This window comes from Arthrobacter sp. zg-Y1116, assembly GCF_024385485.1.
Classification (GTDB): Bacteria; Actinomycetota; Actinomycetes; order Actinomycetales; family Micrococcaceae; genus Arthrobacter_B.
On the sequence record NZ_JANFLR010000003.1, the window covers coordinates 45,097 to 62,151 of the forward strand.

The 17,055-nt window shown below is 66.5% G+C and carries 17 protein-coding genes; 9 read left to right on the top strand and 8 right to left on the bottom strand.

All coding sequences use genetic code 11. From position 1 onward, the window contains the following. Window positions 1-7: 7 nt before the first annotated feature. From NNX34_RS11435 to NNX34_RS11445, 3 genes are read right to left on the bottom strand one after another with little or no spacing between them, the layout of a single operon-like run. Window positions 8-388 carry an RNA-binding S4 domain-containing protein gene (locus NNX34_RS11435; protein WP_255766649.1) on the bottom strand — a complete coding sequence of 127 codons (381 nt, stop codon included), beginning with the start codon at window positions 386-388 and terminating at the stop codon, window positions 8-10. A 13-nt stretch (window positions 389-401) separates the two neighbouring features. Then, complete coding sequence (locus NNX34_RS11440; protein ID WP_255766650.1) at window positions 402-1,271, bottom strand: restriction endonuclease; 870 nt, start codon at window positions 1,269-1,271, stop codon at window positions 402-404. Window positions 1,272-1,274: 3 nt separating this feature from the next. Then, a complete protein-coding gene (locus tag NNX34_RS11445) occupies window positions 1,275-1,565 on the bottom strand; it encodes a DUF1540 domain-containing protein (RefSeq protein ID WP_255766652.1) in 291 nt (96 codons plus the stop codon). Window positions 1,566-1,701: 136 nt separating this feature from the next. On the opposite strand from NNX34_RS11445, the gene zapE reads away from it, so the two are divergent. After that, window positions 1,702-2,772, top strand: coding sequence for a cell division protein ZapE (zapE, locus tag NNX34_RS11450; RefSeq protein ID WP_255766653.1), 1,071 nt, complete (start codon window positions 1,702-1,704; stop codon window positions 2,770-2,772). On the opposite strand, the gene NNX34_RS11455 is transcribed toward zapE, so the two are convergent. The 3 genes from NNX34_RS11455 to NNX34_RS11465 form a co-directional block, all read right to left on the bottom strand. Beyond that, window positions 2,773-3,750 carry a transposase gene (locus tag NNX34_RS11455; RefSeq protein ID WP_255766654.1) on the bottom strand — a complete coding sequence of 326 codons (978 nt, stop codon included), beginning with the start codon at window positions 3,748-3,750 and terminating at the stop codon, window positions 2,773-2,775. Continuing rightward, a complete protein-coding gene (locus NNX34_RS11460; protein ID WP_255766656.1) occupies window positions 3,747-4,118 on the bottom strand; it encodes a DoxX family protein in 372 nt (123 codons plus the stop codon). Before NNX34_RS11460 ends, NNX34_RS11455 begins: the two co-directional genes overlap by 4 nt. A gap of 146 nt (window positions 4,119-4,264) precedes the next feature. After that, complete coding sequence (locus NNX34_RS11465; RefSeq protein WP_255766668.1) at window positions 4,265-5,242, bottom strand: aldo/keto reductase; 978 nt, start codon at window positions 5,240-5,242, stop codon at window positions 4,265-4,267. Between the two features lie 136 nt (window positions 5,243-5,378). Here NNX34_RS11465 and NNX34_RS11470 point away from each other — a divergent pair, with 136 nt between their 5' ends. The 4 genes from NNX34_RS11470 to NNX34_RS11485 all read left to right on the top strand — a co-directional run bounded on the left by NNX34_RS11470 (window position 5,379) and on the right by NNX34_RS11485 (window position 11,688). Further along, window positions 5,379-6,896, top strand: a complete 1,518-nt coding sequence (locus NNX34_RS11470; protein WP_255766657.1) for a CHAD domain-containing protein — start codon at window positions 5,379-5,381, stop codon at window positions 6,894-6,896. Between the two features lie 13 nt (window positions 6,897-6,909). Next, window positions 6,910-8,475 carry an MFS transporter gene (locus NNX34_RS11475; RefSeq protein ID WP_255766658.1) on the top strand — a complete coding sequence of 522 codons (1,566 nt, stop codon included), beginning with the start codon at window positions 6,910-6,912 and terminating at the stop codon, window positions 8,473-8,475. A 129-nt stretch (window positions 8,476-8,604) separates the two neighbouring features. Further along, entirely contained in the window at window positions 8,605-9,678 is a 1,074-nt protein-coding gene (locus NNX34_RS11480; protein WP_255766661.1) for a peptidoglycan bridge formation glycyltransferase FemA/FemB family protein, read from the top strand. Between the two features lie 507 nt (window positions 9,679-10,185). Further along, window positions 10,186-11,688: a threonine/serine exporter ThrE family protein gene (locus NNX34_RS11485; protein WP_370647048.1), complete on the top strand. Its 1,503-nt coding sequence runs from the start codon at window positions 10,186-10,188 to the stop codon at window positions 11,686-11,688. Window positions 11,689-11,752: 64 nt separating this feature from the next. Here the strand turns inward: NNX34_RS11485 and NNX34_RS11490 are convergent, their stop codons facing one another. Both NNX34_RS11490 and NNX34_RS11495 read right to left on the bottom strand, forming a co-directional pair. After that, window positions 11,753-12,616 carry a siderophore-interacting protein gene (locus NNX34_RS11490; RefSeq protein ID WP_255766663.1) on the bottom strand — a complete coding sequence of 288 codons (864 nt, stop codon included), beginning with the start codon at window positions 12,614-12,616 and terminating at the stop codon, window positions 11,753-11,755. 46 nt (window positions 12,617-12,662) lie between these two features. Beyond that, window positions 12,663-13,442, bottom strand: coding sequence for a uracil-DNA glycosylase (locus tag NNX34_RS11495; protein WP_255766664.1), 780 nt, complete (start codon window positions 13,440-13,442; stop codon window positions 12,663-12,665). 121 nt (window positions 13,443-13,563) lie between these two features. On the opposite strand from NNX34_RS11495, the gene NNX34_RS11500 reads away from it, so the two are divergent. From NNX34_RS11500 to groL, 4 genes are all read left to right on the top strand, one after another. Continuing rightward, complete coding sequence (locus tag NNX34_RS11500) at window positions 13,564-13,872, top strand: DUF3263 domain-containing protein (RefSeq protein WP_255766665.1); 309 nt, start codon at window positions 13,564-13,566, stop codon at window positions 13,870-13,872. A gap of 67 nt (window positions 13,873-13,939) precedes the next feature. Then, on the top strand, window positions 13,940-14,563 hold the full coding sequence (locus NNX34_RS11505; protein WP_255766666.1) for a LytR C-terminal domain-containing protein: 624 nt from the start codon (window positions 13,940-13,942) through the stop codon (window positions 14,561-14,563). Between the two features lie 201 nt (window positions 14,564-14,764). Then, on the top strand, window positions 14,765-14,968 hold the full coding sequence (locus tag NNX34_RS11510; RefSeq protein WP_227913533.1) for a cold-shock protein: 204 nt from the start codon (window positions 14,765-14,767) through the stop codon (window positions 14,966-14,968). Window positions 14,969-15,324: 356 nt separating this feature from the next. Then, on the top strand, window positions 15,325-16,962 hold the full coding sequence (groL, locus tag NNX34_RS11515; protein ID WP_227922944.1) for a chaperonin GroEL: 1,638 nt from the start codon (window positions 15,325-15,327) through the stop codon (window positions 16,960-16,962). Window positions 16,963-17,055: the final 93 nt, after the last annotated feature.

Genomic DNA, 17,055 nt, shown 5'->3' on the forward strand with positions numbered 1-17,055 from the left:
GGCCGGCCTAGCTCCCGCGCAGCCGGTCCAGCTCGCGGCGGTCCTTCTTGGTGGGCCGGCCGGCGCCCCGGTCCCGCACCGGAATACCCAGTGCCGGAGCTGCCGGGCGGGCCGGCGTGGTGTCCGTGAAGCAGTGCGATGCCGCCTCGGCACCCACCCGTTTATTGATCAGCTGCCGTACCTCGAGGATCCGTTCGAAGCCGGGCTGCCGGATCCGGACGGTGTCCCCGGGCTGCACCGGCTGCGCTGCCTTGGCCGGATTGCCGTTCAACCGGACATGGCCGGCGCGGCACGCTGCGGTGGCCGCGGACCGGGTTTTATAGGCGCGGACCGCCCACAGCCAGGCATCCACCCGGACGGTTTTGGAAGTGCTCGCTGGAATGCTCATGGGAGTTTAGAGTCTAGCGAAGTCCGCGCAGCCGGGCGGCGTCGTCCAACGCCTGCTGCTGCTCCGGGCTCACCAGGGACCCGACGACGACGGCGTCCGCGCCCACTGCCCGTGATGCTGCATCCGGTGCGGCGGCAAGCAGGCCGCGCACCTCGGCGGGGGTGTAGGGGACCGGAACCCGGGTATGCGCCACGGAGTGGCAGGTGGGACAGAGCGGCACCAGATCCGAGGCCGGATCCAATGCGTAGTCGGCGGGCAGGTCCGTGCCCGGCACCAGATGATGCACCTGCATCAGCGCTTCCGTCCCCGGACCGTACCGCTGTGCGGGGACCAGCCCGCAGGCCGCACAGCTATTGCCGTGGAAGGCCAGGCACAGCCGGCGGGCCTCGGCGTTATGCTCGTAGGCATTGACGCGCTGCAGGCCCAGTGCTTCGGCGGCAATGGTGCCCGGCGGAGGACTCAGCGGATCCGGGCCGGCGCCGAGGAATCCCGACCACAGCCGCCGCAGTGCCGGCACGGAAGCTGACGGTACGGAAGCGGCACCGTCGACCCGGGGCAGGTTGGGCACATCTTCCTCGAGGAGCGACGCCGGTACTTGCTCACCAAGGGGCAGCAGCCGGTCGAAGTCCACCGTCACGGCGTCCGCTGTGTCCCCTGATCCGGACGGCACAACTACGCCGTGGCCCACCAGCCCCCGCTGCCCCCGGCTACTGCCGCGCAGTACGAGCCATACCTCGGTTCCAGCAACCTGCGGGAAGCCGGCCATCGGGGGCATGCTCCGGCGGAAGGTCCCGCCGTCGTTCACCGCCGCTACTGCCGGACCGTAACCGCCGGGCCAGGGATCCGGGAGGTCCGGATTCCATTCGAATAGGACTGATGCCACCGGTTAGCGGGGCTGGTAGGTGAGGCAGTCAGCGAGTTCCGCGCCGGGACCCACCCGTACATCACGGGCGTCGCACATGAGGTGGTCATTGAACCGGCACTCATTGCGCTGGCACGCACCTACCTGGGCGAGGACCTTGGGCAGGCCGCCGGTGGCCGATGTGTCGATGAAGGTGGCGCAGCTGGCGTGATCGGGTGAGCCGCCCACCGTGATCGCGTAGGCGGTGCATCCCTCATGGTTGAAGTCGCAGCTGGATACGGTGCAGTCCTGCACCTGGGCAACGTGGTCGGTCATGGTTCCTCCAAAAGGCGGTCATTCGTTCCGTGCCTGGCTTCGAACGTACCACCGCGGTGCCGGAATAATTAGCGCGAATTTCCCTGCCTTATTTGACCGGTTTGGCCGGTGCCGTCCGGTTGGGTAGAACGGAGGGATGACCGCAATGCAGGCCCCGGGCGCCGCCGACGAATTCCAGCTCGCAGCGCAAGCGCAGGGCCTGGCCCTGGATGCCGCCCAGCTGGCCGTCCTTCCGGCGCTTGCCGCGGCTGCCGCGGCGGCCCGATCCGCCGAACCCGTGCCGGACAATACCTCCGTCTACCTCTGGGGCCCGCCGGGGCGGGGGAAGACCTGGCTGCTGGACACGTTGTTCGATTCCGTGGATATTCCGGAGAAACGGCGGCTGCATTTTCATGACTTCTTCCGGGAACTGCACGCACTCGTTTTCGCCGGTTACGGAAACCCCGGCTACCGGCAGGATTCGGCCTTCGCTGCGGCCCTGGACCAAATGCTGGGCCGGGTACGGCTGCTGTGCTTTGACGAATTCCATGTGAAGGACCCGGCAGATGCAGCCTTTATTACCCGGCTGCTCCGCACCGTGCTGGACCGCGGCATCGTGTTGGTGGCGACGTCCAACTATGCGCCGCAGGAGCTGCTTCCGGATGAGATGTTCCACCATCTCTTCGAACCCGGCATTGCCCTGATTGCCGGACACCTGCAGGTCCTGGAGCTGGACGGGGACACCGATTACCGGGCCGTTGCAGGGCCCCGGAGCGCGTCGGGTTTCGCCGCCGGGTATCACCTGCGCAGTGACGACGACGTGCTGCTGGCCTCGGCCGGGCTGATCCCGCCCGGCGCAGCGGAAGCGCTGCAGCTGACCCCGGGCACCCGGACGCTGGATGCGCTGCGGGCGGACGGCGGGCAGCTGTGGTTCGATTTCGAGGACCTGTGCCATGCGCAGTCGGCCACCTCCGATTACCTGCACCTGGCGCAGACGCACCGGCACTGGGTAATCAGCGGCGTGCCCCCGACCGGGGGATCGAATCCCTACGGCTGGCAGCGCTTCGGCAACGTCGTGGATGTGCTCTACGACGCCGGCTGCCGCCTGGACGTCATCGGGATGCCGGATTACGACGGCGTGTTCCCCGGGATAGCCCATCCCACCGATCTGGCGCGGATCCGCAGCCGGTTCGGGATGCTGCGGCAGCTGCCCGGACACGGAAGCTAGTTACGGCGTCCCGCCGTCGGAAAGGTCCCGGGCGTCGGCGAGCTTCTGCCGGGCCTTTTCCGCCGTGCGCCGGGCGGCACGGGCCGCGCGCCGGGCGTTGTCCCGCTCGCGTTCCAGCTTCCCGGAGCGCCGGTCCACGGTTGCGACCTCCCGCTCAAGCTGCCTGATCCGCTCCCGCAGTTCGTCGATTTCATCCGTGAGCTCGTCCCGGCGGCAGGCGGACTCATCCACTTCCCGCTGGGCCGTGTCCAGTGCTTCCTGCGCCCGGCGTTCGGCGCCTGCCGCTTCCTCCAGGTCCGTCTCCGCCTTCCGGACCGCCCGCCGTGCCTCGGCCTGCCGCCGTCGTACTGCGGCGGTGTCCGAGCTCCCGCCCTTGTCCTTCGCAGTCCCGGCCCGGTCCGCAGCCGACCCGGACCCCGCCCTGCCCCCGGCGCCGTGGGAGATCGAGTCCGGGTCGGCAACGGCACCGTCCAGGTCCACCTCTTCCCACCCGCTGGCGGCGAGGGAACGGACCAGCTGGCCGCTGGCCACGGCGTCGGCCGCCGAGGGGTCGGTCATCGCGGCCCAGAGCGTTTGTTCGGCTTCAGCCGCCAACGATTCGCTCACCGGGTGGTCCAGTTCGGAGGCCAGGTCCCGGGCCTGGCGGACAATCGCGCGGAGCAGGCGCTGGCGTTCGGTGCTTAAGCGGCGCAGCTGCTTCTGGTCCAGGTCCTCCTGGGCTTCGCGCAGCGCTGCTCCCAGCTCCAGCACCTGGTCCAGGTCCTCCCGCCGCTGGTGCGCCAGCAGATTCACGAGCCAGGCCGCCGTCGAGGGTTTTGGCAGCGCCTTGATGCGTTTGGCGAGTTCTTTGTCCCCGGCCCGCCCGGCGTCGGCGGCGCGGGCGTTGCGGGCAGCGGTGAATTCAGCCGGCAGCAGCGCGTAGAGCTCGACGACGGCAGCACCGAGCGGCGGCGGGGAGTGCGGATCCGCACTGCTCACCCGAAGACACCAAACCGGCCCAGCGCCACCACCAGCGAAAGCACCATCAGAATGACGCCCAGGGCAATCCGGTTGCGTTCACCGCGCCTCGCGTGGACCAGGACCGCCAGCGCCATCAGGAGGGTCAGTGCAGAGGCAGCTATCGGCGTCAGTACGGGCAGGACACCGGTCGCCTCGGGGATAACCAGCCCGGCGGCTCCAAGGACTTCGAGGACGCCGATCAGTTTCACGGTGGCGGGGGAGAAGTCCTCGGGCCAGCGAAGGTTTTCCCGAAGGCGTGCATAGCCCTGGAAGATCTTTACGAAGCCGACTCCGGCAAATAGAAGTGCCAACAGCAGTTGAACAAGCCACAAGACCAGAGACAGCATGGGTACCTAAGCGACTTTCTGTATACGGGCAGGAGTCAGCACATACAACACGGTGGAACCATTGGAACCAGTGGAACCATCACAACCCAAGCATGGTCTGCCGTCCGGGAACTGCGCAATAACGGGCGTGGCGCAGCGCAGGTCGCTCAGAACCCGGCCACGGGACGGGGACGGTAGTACTCCTCGAGCGCGCTGAATTCCTCTTCGGTGAGCTGGATGTCCAAGGCCTGGATGTTCTCATCCAAGTGGGAAGCGGCCGTGGCGCCGATGAACGGAGCCGTGACCACCGGGTTGGCCAGGACCCAGGCCAGGGCGACCTGCGCCCGGGTGGCGCCGAGTCCCTCGGCTACGTTCCCCACTGCATCGGTGATGCTGCGGTCCACTTCCTCGTTGCCCCGATAGAGCATTTGGCCTTGCTCGTCGTAGTCCTGCCGGGCCGTCCTCGTCCCCCAGGGGCGGGCCAGGCGCCCGCGCGCGAGCGGCGAATAGGGCAGTGCCCCGATGCCGCGGTCCGCGCACAGCGGGTACATCTCCCGTTCCTCTTCGCGGTAGAGGAGGTTGTAGTGGTCCTGCATGGTGATGAACTGCGCCCAGCCGTGCTGCTCCTGCAGGAAGAGGGCTTTCGAGAACTGCCAGGCGTGCATGCTCGAGGCGCCCAGGTAGCGGACCTTGCCGTCCCGGACCAGCTGGTCGAGGGTCCCAAGTGTTTCTTCCAGCGGCGTGGTGCCGTCCCAGCGGTGCACCTGGTAAAGGTCGATATAGTCCGTGCCCAGGCGCCGCAGGCTCTGCTCCACCTGCCACAGGATGTGTTTGCGGGACAATCCCCATCCATTGGGGCCCGGCCCCATTTCGCCGTGGACCTTGCTGGCGATCACCACCTCTTCCCGCCGGCAGAATTCCGCGACGGCAGCTCCGAGGATTTCCTCGCTGTGGCCGGCGGAATACACGTTGGCGGTGTCGAAGAAATTGATGCCCAGCTCCACTGCGTGCCGCAGCAGGGACTTGGCCTCCTCCTCGCGGATGGTCCATCCGTGCGCGCCGCGGTCCGGATCGCCGAATGCCAGGCAGCCCAGCCCAAGAGCCGAGACAGTTGCCCCTGACTTGCCGAGCTTGGCGTATGTCATCGAGTTCATCCGCTGGCCTCCGCTGCTGCAGTGCCGGTTCATTACCGCACGATGCTACCGGGATGCGCCCCGGCTCCGGTAGGGAGGAGGCCCAAGGACTCCCGGCAGCGGCCATTGCGGTCCTATACTGGCGCACATGGCCGCCGGAACAGGTACCGCAAGCCGCTTCTTGGTGCATGTTGCATTGGTGCTGCCGCCGCTGCATGAGCTGGCGGGTGTCGCCAAAGTGGCACAGCCCCGGGAAGGTCGGCGCACGGAGGTCCGGTATGACACTTCGGACGGTTCCCTCCACAGGCACCGGTTCAGCCTCTCCCGGCATACCGACGACGACGGCGGCACGCGCTGGGAGCGCAGCGCCCCCTCTCTGGAGCCTGCTGTCCGGTCCAGCAACACTGCCGAACCCGAAGCAGGGATTCCGACGGAACTGGTGGAGGATGTCCAAGCCGTGGTTCGGGGCCGGGAACTTGCGCCTGTGCAGACCCTGGTCACGCGCTACCTGGAGTACGACCTGCTGGACAGTGCGGGCACGGTGCTTGCCCGGGTCACCGATGAAAGCACCAGGACAAACGACGTTGAAGCGGAGCCCGGCGGACCGGGCCGGCGGGTCTGGACCATTTCTTCCGACCACAATGCGCTGGGCACGGAGGCGGGAACCATGTTCCTCGCTGCCGGTGCCGTGCCGGCGGGCCCGGAGGCAGGTGGGGGACGGGACGCGGTCCGGCACCCGGAGAGGGCCGGCGCGGGCACCGGGGGAGCGCCGGATGGAACAGACGCCGACCTCCTGGACGCCGGCAGCCCGGTGGCGCTGCTGCTGCTGGAGTATCTGCGCGAACAGTTCGAGGAGTTGCTGCGCCACGATCCACGCGTACGGCGGGGAGACACTGACGGGATCCATAAGATGAGGGTTGCCACCAGGCGGCTGCGCTCGGCACTCTCCAGCTACCGCAGCACCATGGACCCCGAGCCGGGGCGCTCGCTGCGCGGGGAACTGCGGTGGATCGCCCGGGTGTTGGGGGAGGCCCGGGATGCGCAGGTGATGCGGCACCGGCTCCAGGAACTGATTGCATCTGAACCCGCTGACCTGGTGATGGGGCCGGTTGCCGCCCGCGTGGATGAGGAACTGCTCCATGACTATCGGCAGGCCTACGGGCACGTCCGCGAAGCACTGCACTCCCAGCGGTACTTCCAGGCATTGGACGGACTCGAAGCGCTGCTGGACCGCCCGTTCTGGACGGAAACAGCGAGGAAGCCGGCCGGTCCGGCCGCTGCCCGCATCGTCCGGCGGGACCGGAAAAGGCTGCACCGCCGGGTACGGGCCACACGGACATTGGCGGGCGAAGACTACGCGGAAGCGCTCCATGACGCGCGCAAGGATGCAAAACAGCTCCGCTACGCAGCCGAGGTCTGGGCACCCGTCCAGCCGAAGGAAGCGAAGGAAATGGTGGACGCCGCCGAGCATGTGCAGAAAGTCCTCGGTGAGTACCAGGACAGCGTGGTGACGCAGGCCTATCTGCGGCGGATGGGGGCAACAGCGTTGGCCGCCGGTGAGAACGGCTTTACCTACGGGCGGCTGCACGCCTTGGAACAGGCCTCTGCCCAATCGGCCCGGGAGCGCTTTGCCCGTGCGTGGAAAGGCTTCCCGTCCAGCCCCTGAGGGAGTGAATCGAATGGAATCGCCCTGGGCACCGCTGCGCCGGCGGATGTTCCTCATTCTGTGGCTTGCCCAGTTGGGATCCAATATCGGCACCTGGATGCAGACCGTCGGGGCCCAGTGGTTCCTGGTGGAATCCAGCAAAAACCCCGCCCTTGTATCCCTGGTCCAGACTGCCAACCTCGCACCTTCCCTTCTGCTGGGCCTTATTGCAGGGGTCCTGGCGGACGCCTTCAACCGGCGCCGGCTGATCCTGGGCGCCAACATCTTCGCCGCCGGCGCTGCCACCGTGCTGACGGTCGTGGCCGCGATGGGCCTGCTGGACCCGGATTCGCTGTTGCTCTACACCTTCCTCATCGGCTGCGGCATGGCGCTGAGCGCCCCCGCCTGGCAGGCCATCACCCCTGCACTGGTGCCCCGGGAAGAGATCCAGGCGGCTGCGGCGCTCGGCAGCGTGGCGATGAACACGGCCCGTGCCGTTGGTCCCGCGATTGCCGGTCTGCTGGTGGCCCTGACCGGTCCAGCCTTTGTGTTCGGCTTGAACGCACTGTCCTTCGTGGGCACGGCCATTGCCATCTACAGTTGGCGGGCTCCCCAGCGGGATCCCGTCGAACGGGAACACGTGGGGGAGGCGCTCGCCGCAGGTATCCGCTACATCCGTGCTGCACCGCTCATCCGCCGGATTCTCCTGCGGTCCGGTCTGTTCATTTTCCCCGCCAGCGCCCTCTATGCGCTGCTGCCTGTTGCCGCCAACGGCCATCTCGGCCTGGGGTCGGCAGGATACGGGCTGCTCCTCGGGGCGCTGGGTATCGGTGCCGTGCTGGGTGTCCTGTTCCTGCCGCGGCTCCGGACCGTCCTGAAGGACAACACACTGCTGGGCATCAGTGCCGTGGTCTTCGCGGCCGGGGCCTTCGCCTCGGGCTACCTGCCCGCGTGGGCCGTTGCCGTGCTGTTGGTCTTCGCGGGGTTCGCCTGGATCTCCACGTTCTCCACCTTGAACGCCGCAATGCAACTGACCCTGCCCGAATGGGTGCGTGCCCGCGGCCTGTCTGTGTATCTGATGGTCGCCTCCGGCACGCAGGCCGTGGGCGCCGTTTTCTGGGGATCGGGTGCCACCGGAGCCGGCTACGCTCCTACCCTGGCTTTTGCCGCCGGCGTGCTGTTGTTGGCCGGGGCCAGCGTCCTGGTGCTTCCGTTGCTGCCGGGCACCGGACGCCTGGACCGCAGCGTAGCCGGCACGGAACTGCAGCTTCCTGCCGGCCAGGAACCGGATCCCGGCGCCGGACCGGTGACGGTCCTGATCTCCTATGAGGTGCCTGCGGACCTCAATGACGAGTTCGTGGCGGCTATGCAGTCGGTCCGGCTGTCGCGCATGCGCACCGGCGCCACGGACTGGGAGCTGGTGCACTCGGTCACTGACCAGGACCAGTTCCGGGAGATCTACGATGTGCCCACCTGGCGGGAGTACCTGCGGCAGGAACAGACGCGGACCACGGGGGAGGACCGCCGGATCATCCAGGCTGCATGGGACCTGGCCGAAGTGGAACCGCGGGTCCGCTGGTTCCTTCCTGCGTCCACTTGAGCGTTCGGCCCGGCGGCAGTGCAACGGATAGACTGGGACCCGGTTCGAAGGCCGTTTCCGCGGCGGGCCGGCGCGTTGGTAACGATGCGCTGAAAACGATGCAGTGAACAAACCATTAGTTGAGGTATTTTGCGAGATTTTAGTGCACGCCTGGCCACTGCCGAGGAGATCGCCAACTGGGACAAGCACGTGCTGGCCAACCCCGGCGGCGGCAATGTCCTTCAGTCAGCGTCCTTCGCGGAAGTGAAGTCCCACCACGGCTGGAATCCCGTCTACCTGGCCTTCACCGGACCCGATTACGTGACCTACACATTGGCGATCGAGAAGAAGGTCCCGGCCCTCGGCAGCCTCTGGTACCTCATCAAGGGTCCCGACGTCGCCGCGCCCGAAGATGTGCCGCTGGTGGTGAACGCGCTGGCAGGGTTCATCAAGGAGACCCGCCGCAAGGTTTTCGCGATCAAGGTTGAGCCGGACATCGTGGACAGCGAAGAGGTCCAGGCCCTGTTCACGGGTGCCGGATTCATCAAGACCTTCAACCTGCAGCCCAACGACTCCACTGCCCTGCTGGACACTACGCCGGACGAGGAGCAGCTGCTCAAGAACCTCTCCTCCCGGGGCCGGAACGCGGTCCGCCGGGCGATCCGCGAAGGCGCGGATGTCCGCCGGGTCGAGCCGACCGAAGAGAACATGCGGATCATGTACCGCCTGATGGCCCACATCGAGGACCGCTCTGCGGCGCGGCTGCGCTCCTACGAGTACTACCACCGGTTCTGGTCCAACTTCGTTGCTGCCGGGCAGGGACGCTTCTACTTCGCATTCGAGGACGGGGAACCCACTGTGGGTGCCTTCGTGATTGCCTACGGCAACAAGGGCACCTACAAGGACGGCGGGTCCAAGCCGCGGCGCTCCCAGTACGGGGATTCGCACCTGGTCCAGTGGACCGCGATCACCGAACTCAAGAAGGAGTGCGGCATTGTCCAGTACGACTTCTGCGGCACACCGCCGAGCAACCAGCTCAAGGACAAGAGCCACCCGCATCACGGGCTGGGTCTGTTCAAGACCAGTTTCTCCAAGACGGTCACGGATTTCGTCGGTTGCTACGACTTCATTGTGGATCCGATCCGCTATCGCATCTGGAACACCATCGGCGAACGCGTGGCGCGGCAGATTTACTGGCGCCGCCACCAGCAGCCGTTCTACTAAGCAGCAGTTCCACCAGGCAATAACCCGGGCGGGTCCCGGAACAGGCGAAAGGGTGAATCCTTGGAGAACACAGCCGATCCGGGTGGGCGCAAGCCCGGATCGAATCCGGATTCGGCACTGAATCCGGACCCGGTTGCGGGGCCCATTCCGTTGATCAGCATGCCGGTGCGCCGGCGGGCGGAGCCAGCAAAGGCGCAGCCGGAGAGCCCTGAACCCGGGAAGGTGCGGCCGGGGAACCCTCAGCCCGGCAGCGCCCAGGCAGGGAAGCCACAGGCCCAGAGGGCAAAGTCCGGCAAGGGACCCCGGCCGGGGCAAGGCGCGGCCGGGCGGCCTTCGCGGCAGGCTGCCAAGACGCCGGCCCCGCCGTCGAAGGCTCCGGGGCAGCCGGCCACCGGCATGGACATGCCCACCGCTGCCCTGCGCAGCACCCGGCCCAAGCCGCCTCCTCCCACCACGTCGGTAATCCGCCCGGGTGGCTCCAAGGTGCTTCGGCCGCCGACGGGCCGCATGCGGACGACGGCCGACCCGCGCGAGAAACGGCCTGCGCGTACGCGCAAAACCGTTCCACCGGGAACGGTGCCGCTGGCCTCCACCGCCGTCCGCGCCGACCGCTCATCCGCTGCGGCGCGGCGCATGCTGCGCAAGCTGGTCCAAGGGGAGAATCCGCCCACCCAGGCCATGTCCATTGTGGAACGGCTGGCCGGCAGCCCCTATGCCAATCCGCTCGTGCGCACCGCCGGGCCGGACGCGAATGCCCGCAAGACCCTGGACCTGGCCCTCGGCATGGCCGAATCCATGTTCCGCTACGGTGCCGGCGCGCTGGAGGTGGAAACCGCCATCATTGCCGTAACCGCCGCATTCGGGCTGGAAAGCATCGAAGTGGACATCACCAACCAGTCGGTGCTGCTCAACTACTCTCCGAAGGACCAGACCCCCATCACGGTGATGCGCGTGGTCCGTTCCTGGACGAACAACTATGCCGGGCTTGGCCTGGTCCACCAGCTGGTCACCGACATCATCGACGGCGGGCTCTCCCGCGCCGAGGCGGCCAACCGGCTCAACGAGATCACGCACCAGCCCAAGCCTTTCCCGCGCTGGGCCGTGACGGTATCCGCCGGGGTGTTCGCAGCCGCCATCGTCGGGTTTATCGGCGGCGGCCCGCTCGCGTCACTGGTGGGATTCGCCGGAACGGTGATGGTCAGCCTGCTCCAGCGCGTGCTGGGCAGGTGGCGGGTCCCGGACTTCTTCACGACGGCGGCCAGCGGCTTTGTGGTCACGGCCATGGCCATGCTGTTCTGGTCCATGGAGGTGCCCATTTCCCCGGGCATCGTCGTTGCCGGCGGCATCCTGGTTATGCTGCCCACCGGCCGTCTGGTCTCGGCCGTGCAGGATGCGATCAACGGATTCCCGGTCACGGCGTCCGGCCGGTTCCTGTCCGCGTTCCTGACCTTCGGCGCACTGGTGGCCGGCATCGCCGTCGCGCTCGTCCTGGGTGCCCTGATGGGAATGGGCCGGCTGAACGTTACCGATGTGGCCTCGTCACAGTATTCCTTCGCCGTGACCCTGCTGCTGCTGGCTATTGCGCTGGGAGCCATCTGCATTGTCGAACAGTCCCCGCGCCGGCTGGTGTTGCCCACGGTGCTGATCGGCACTGCCGGTTTCCTGGTCTACCAGCTGGTGGAGGCAGGCGGCATGGGGCCGCGCCTTACCCCGGCGGTGGCCGCCATCTTCATCGGCATGGTGGCCCGCATTGTCGCCCTGCGGATGGGTGCCCCGCAGCTGATCGTGGCGGTGCCGGCCGTTCTGTTCCTGTTCCCGGGGCTGGCGATCTTCCGGTCCATGTACGGCCTGAGCATCGGTACCGACGAGATGTACCAGGGTGTGGTGGGCCTGTTTGACGCGCTCACCGTCATTCTGGCCATCTCCGGCGGCGTGGTGCTCGGCGATAACCTGGGCCGGCCCTTCACCCGCAACCTCAACGGCAACGACCGGCGTAACCGGCGGCGTTAGCAGCACCAAAATAGACAAGAGCCCGGCCCGCTGCTGCAGCGGGCCGGGCTCCTTGCTGTCCGGGCTAGAGAATCTTGCCGACCGGCGTGCGCTTTTCGGCCTGGAAGACGTCTTCGGTGCGTCCCGCAGCCCAGTAGCCGGAAAGGGAGACCTGCCTGCGCTCCAGTCCCCGGTGGCTGAACATGACATCGCGCAGGGACTTCATTGCCTCCCGCTCGCCGTGTGCAAAGACCTGCACGGTTCCATCCCGCCAAGGCGTCGCCGAAACGGCGTCGGTCAACATCCGGCTGCGCCCCGCGGGGACGTCCCCGCGGTACAGCCAGGTCAGCTCCACTCCCGCAGGCTTCGGCACCGGCTGGCGGTCGGCGGGGCCGGCGACTTCGATGAATGCCTGCCCGACGGCGTCCTGCGGCAGCGCGCGGAGCACGGTGGCAGCTGCGGGGAGGGCTGACTCGTCGACAGCCAGCAGGTACCAGTCGGCGCCGGGATCGGGGTTGAAGGCGCCCCCGGGGCCGGAGAAGGTCAAGGGTTCCCCCGGCTCTGCCGAGGCCGCCCACGGCCCGGCCAGGCCTTCATCTCCGTGGACAACGAAGTCGATACTGATTTCGCGTGCTTCAAGATCCACGTCCCGGACCGTGTAGGTGCGGGACACCGGCCAGTGCTCCCGTTCGCTCCGCGCCCGAATGGTGTCCAGGTCCTCGGTACCGTCAATCGGGCGGCCCTGCGGGCCAAACCAGATCTTGCAGTAGGCATCGGCGCAGCTGTTGGGCTGGAACTTGTCGAAACCGGGTCCGCCGGCAACCACCCGGACCATATGCTCACTGATCTGCTCGCGGCGGAGAACCTCAAGGGTCAGCAGGGGGCGCTGGCGGCGGGGAGCTGGAGACTCCGGCTCCTGCGGGCGCGGGGAAGTCATTGGTTCGGGCATGGGTGTCTCCTAGGAAAGGGCCTGTAACTACCGTATCGCGCCGCCCTTACCGCTCCCCGCGAAGCCGCCAGTCCACGGGGTCGGCGCCCTGCTGCGCCAGCAGTTCGTTAACCCGGCTGAACGGTCGGGAACCGAAGAACCCGCGCGAGGCCGACAGGGGACTGGGGTGCGCGGATTCGACGGTCGGCGCACCGCCGAGGAACGGGACAATGCCCTGGGCATCGCGTCCCCAAAGGACGGCAACCAGGGGAACGCGCGTGCCGTCCGGGCGGCGGCGGGCAGCCAGTGCGCGCACGGCGAGCTCAGTGATTTCCTCCCATCCCCGCTTCCGGTGTGAGCCTGCTTCCCCGGCACGTACCGTGAGTACGCGGTTCATCAGGACCACCCCCTGATCCGCCCAGGCGCTGAGGTCTCCGGAGGGGGAGGGGGTGATTCCCAGATCGGCGTTGAGCTCGGTAAAGATGTTGTTCAGGCTTCGGGGAAGCGGACGTACGCCCTTCCCTACGGAGAAGGAGAGACCTACGGCATGCCCGGGGGTGGGGTACGGATCCTGGCCTACGATCAGCACGCGGGCACTGGCCAGCGGACGTTGGAAGACGCGCAGGATGTTGCCGGGTGCGGGCAGGATGCGCTGACCGGCGCGGCGCTCCGCGTCCAGCTCGGCGGCTATTTCTTCAAGGCGCGTCTTCACCGGGGCCAGCACATGGGCCCAATCGGGAGCCATGAGGTCCTCAAGGCGTGTGGGTGCGGCGAAAGGAAAAGGGGTGTTTTCGCCCGGTGCGGCTTCGCCGGTGTAGGAAAAAAGCTGGGGTTCGTCAGTGCTCACTGGTCCATTTTGTCACCGGTGCGTTTGCGGTGTCTTGCCGACGACTGCCGTAAATGACAAGCCTGTTATTCCCAATTAGCATGGGCGGTAGATATATACAGGGATCTTTTTGGGAGTGAATGTGGCGGAATCGGCCGAAGCCGAGCGGTTTTCCCTCGATGACGCAGTGGACCCGGACAGCCCGTTGGGTGCCCAGGAACAGCAGATGCTCGCGTTGGAACGGGCGTGGTGGAAATACGCCGGTGCCAAGGAACAGGCCATCAAGGACCTCTTCGGGATGTCGGCCACGAGGTACTACCAGGTCCTGAACGCCCTGATTGATACCGAGGAAGCCATCGCCCATGATCCGATGCTGGTCAAACGATTGCGTAGACTACGTACGACCCGCCAGCGTGCCCGTACCGCCCGCCGCCTGGGCACAGGCGTCTAGCGCCGGTTCCCTCCAATGTTGGCCGCCCAGTACGCGGCGCCATCAGAACAAGGATTGAAACTCCACAATGAGCCAATACCCTCGGGATGAGTTCGACAAGGTCCCCGAAACGTCCGCGCGGCAGGGCGTGCACCGAGAACGCCTCATTCCCTCGCGTTCCAACGGGCTGGGGCTGCTGATCACCGTGGGTGTGCTCGCTCTGCTGATCGGCTTGGCAGCCTACTTTGTCCTGCCGCGGCTGGGCATCGGTTCCGGTTCCGCTGGTCCGTCCCCGGAGGCACAGGCTTCGGCCCCTGCTTCCGCGTCCGCCTCAGCTGCAGCCACACCGACTCCCGAGGCGAAGGCCGAGGATGCCTCACCGAGTCCTGCTCCGGCATCCACTCCAACGCCCACTCCGACGCCGACGCCGACTGCGCCCGCGATCGACCGTACCCAGCCGGTTGCAGTGTTCAACGCCAGCGGCGTGACCGGACTTGGTGCAGGCGTTTCCGGACGGATGTCCGCTGCAGGATGGGCAGTTGGAACGGTGGCCAACTGGGCCGGTGCGCCCCAGCAGGGATCCGGCGTCTACTACAGCTCACCGGAGCTGGCTGCCAATGCGCAGGAAATCGGTGCGCAGCTGGGCATTCCCGCGTTGGAAACACCCGGCTTCACCAGCGTCACCGTGATCCTGGGCCCCGGATACCGGTAAACGGGGCGTTCGGGTTAAAAGACCATAACGTTATCAACACGCCTGTATGTGATCGGGATCACCGTAGTTAGAGTGATGCCAGCCGGTTTGCGCTGCTGACCTCGGCCTCCCCCGGGAACCGACAGAGGGACGGATCCGGCGCCTCCGGCGTCCAAGCATGCCGCCGGAGGGCGGCATCGGAATCTAGGTTGGAGAAAGATCATGGCGCAGGGGATCGTCAAGTGGTTCAACGGTGAAAAAGGGTACGGCTTTATTACCCTCGACGAAGCCGAAACGGATGTGTTCGTCCACTGGTCCGCCATCCAGGCATCGGGTTACCGGACGCTGGAAGAAGGACAACGGGTGGAGTTCGAAATCGGCCAGGGCCAGAAGGGTCCGCAGGCCGAGGAAGTCCGCGCGGTGTAGGCCACTCCAAGTAACACCCTCCCGGCTTGGGGACGGGATCGGCAGCGGCGGAGCTTCGGCTCCGCCGCTGCTTTTGCATTCGCCCGCCGGCTGCGGTCGGGAACGAATGTGAACCGGGTGGCATGTCGGCGTGATCGCTTGCACTCAGTGTGTGGGAGTGCTAATTATTGACTTAGCACTCTTGCCGGATGACTGCTAAATGTCCGACGGTGTTGAGTGAACAAGCAACCCACTGGGGTGAGGAACGGGGAGCGCGTAAAGAGATCGCGCGAGCCGATCCGTCCGTCGCGGGCACCCCAGCCAGGAATGCAACATTTTGCTCCAAGCATGACTGTTCCGGAAGGACGATAGCCGTTATGGCCAAGATCATTGCATTTGAAGAAGAGGCACGCCGCGGCCTCGAGCGCGGGTTGAACATCCTCGCCGACGCCGTCAAGGTGACCCTCGGCCCGCGTGGCCGCAACGTGGTCCTCGAAAAGAAGTGGGGCGCCCCCACGATCACCAATGACGGCGTTTCCATCGCCAAGGAGATCGAGCTGGACGATCCCTACGAGAAGATCGGCGCAGAGCTGGTCAAGGAAGTTGCCAAGAAGACTGACGATGTTGCCGGTGACGGCACCACCACGGCAACTGTCCTCGCCCAGGCACTGGTCCGGGAAGGCCTGCGCAACGTTGCCGCCGGCGCCGATCCGCTGAGCCTGAAGCGCGGCATCGAGAAGGCTGTTGCCGCCGTTACCGCCGAACTGATTGCATCTGCCAAGGAGATCGAAACCAAGGAGCAGATCGCCGCTACGGCTTCCATCTCCGCCGGTGACCAGCAGATCGGCGACCTGATTGCCGAAGCACTGGACAAGGTGGGCAAGGAAGGCGTCATCACGGTCGAGGAGTCCAACACCTTCGGCCTGGAACTGGAACTCACCGAAGGCATGCGCTTCGACAAGGGTTACATCTCCGGTTACTTCGTCACCGACGCCGAGCGTCAGGAAACGGTCCTTGAGGATCCGTACATCCTGATCGTCAACTCGAAGATCTCCAACGTCAAGGATCTCGTTGCCGTCCTCGAGAAGGTCATGCAGTCCGGCAAGCCGCTGCTGATCATCGCCGAAGATGTTGAGGGCGAAGCCCTGGCAACCCTGGTGGTCAACAAGATCCGCGGCACCTTCAAGTCCGTAGCCGTCAAGGCACCGGGCTTCGGCGACCGCCGCAAGGCACAGCTGGCCGACATCGCCATCCTCACCGGTGGCCAGGTCATCGCCGAAGAGGTTGGCCTGAAGCTGGAAAACGCCACGCTGGACCTGCTGGGCAAGGCCCGCAAGGTTGTCGTCACCAAGGACGAAACCACCATCGTGGAAGGCGCAGGCGACGCAGAAGAGATCGCCGGCCGCGTCAACCAGATCCGTGCCGAAATCGAGAACTCCGATTCGGATTACGACCGCGAGAAGCTGCAGGAACGCCTGGCCAAGCTGGCCGGCGGTGTTGCAGTCATCAAGGCCGGTGCGGCAACCGAGGTTGAGCTGAAGGAACGCAAGCACCGCATTGAGGACGCTGTCCGCAACGCAAAGGCTGCCGTTGAAGAAGGCATCGTTGCCGGTGGCGGCGTGGCCCTCATCCAGGCCGGCCTCAAGGCCTTCGCCAACCTGTCCCTCGAGGGCGACGAAGCAACGGGCGCCAACATTGTCCGCGTTGCCATCGACGCTCCGCTGAAGCAGATCGCCTTCAACGCCGGCATGGAGCCGGGCGTTGTTGTGGACAAGGTCCGCGGCCTGCCCGAAGGCTTCGGCCTGAACGCAGCAACCGGCGAATACGAAGACCTGCTGGCTGCCGGCATCAACGACCCGGTAAAGGTAACGCGCTCTGCCCTGCAGAACGCAGCTTCCATCGCCGGCCTGTTCCTGACCACCGAAGCAGTGGTTGCGGACAAGCCGGAGAAGTCGGCCCCCGCTATGGGCGGCGCTGACGAGATGGCCGGCATGGGCGGCATGGGCGGCTTCTAAGCCCCCCCGCAGCTCCTGCCTAAAGCGTAAGTAAGAAGCGCGGCACCCGGACCGGGAGATCGGAAGAGCACACGTCTGAACTCCAGTCACGAC

What these genes read in the sequence shown, in the direction of transcription:
- NNX34_RS11470 (WP_255766657.1), top strand. Translation starts at nt 5,379, where the DNA reads ATGGCCGCCGGAACAGGTACCGCAAGCCGCTTCTTGGTGCATGTTGCA.
- groL (WP_227922944.1), top strand. Translation starts at nt 15,325, where the DNA reads ATGGCCAAGATCATTGCATTTGAAGAAGAGGCACGCCGCGGCCTCGAG.
- NNX34_RS11485 (WP_370647048.1), top strand. Translation starts at nt 10,186, where the DNA reads ATGCGGACGACGGCCGACCCGCGCGAGAAACGGCCTGCGCGTACGCGC.
- NNX34_RS11460 (WP_255766656.1), bottom strand. Translation starts at nt 4,118, where the DNA reads ATGCTGTCTCTGGTCTTGTGGCTTGTTCAACTGCTGTTGGCACTTCTA.
- NNX34_RS11490 (WP_255766663.1), bottom strand. Translation starts at nt 12,616, where the DNA reads ATGCCCGAACCAATGACTTCCCCGCGCCCGCAGGAGCCGGAGTCTCCA.
- NNX34_RS11505 (WP_255766666.1), top strand. Translation starts at nt 13,940, where the DNA reads ATGAGCCAATACCCTCGGGATGAGTTCGACAAGGTCCCCGAAACGTCC.
- NNX34_RS11465 (WP_255766668.1), bottom strand. Translation starts at nt 5,242, where the DNA reads ATGACATACGCCAAGCTCGGCAAGTCAGGGGCAACTGTCTCGGCTCTT.
- NNX34_RS11435 (WP_255766649.1), bottom strand. Translation starts at nt 388, where the DNA reads ATGAGCATTCCAGCGAGCACTTCCAAAACCGTCCGGGTGGATGCCTGG.
- zapE (WP_255766653.1), top strand. Translation starts at nt 1,702, where the DNA reads ATGACCGCAATGCAGGCCCCGGGCGCCGCCGACGAATTCCAGCTCGCA.
- NNX34_RS11510 (WP_227913533.1), top strand. Translation starts at nt 14,765, where the DNA reads ATGGCGCAGGGGATCGTCAAGTGGTTCAACGGTGAAAAAGGGTACGGC.
- NNX34_RS11475 (WP_255766658.1), top strand. Translation starts at nt 6,910, where the DNA reads ATGGAATCGCCCTGGGCACCGCTGCGCCGGCGGATGTTCCTCATTCTG.
- NNX34_RS11445 (WP_255766652.1), bottom strand. Translation starts at nt 1,565, where the DNA reads ATGACCGACCACGTTGCCCAGGTGCAGGACTGCACCGTATCCAGCTGC.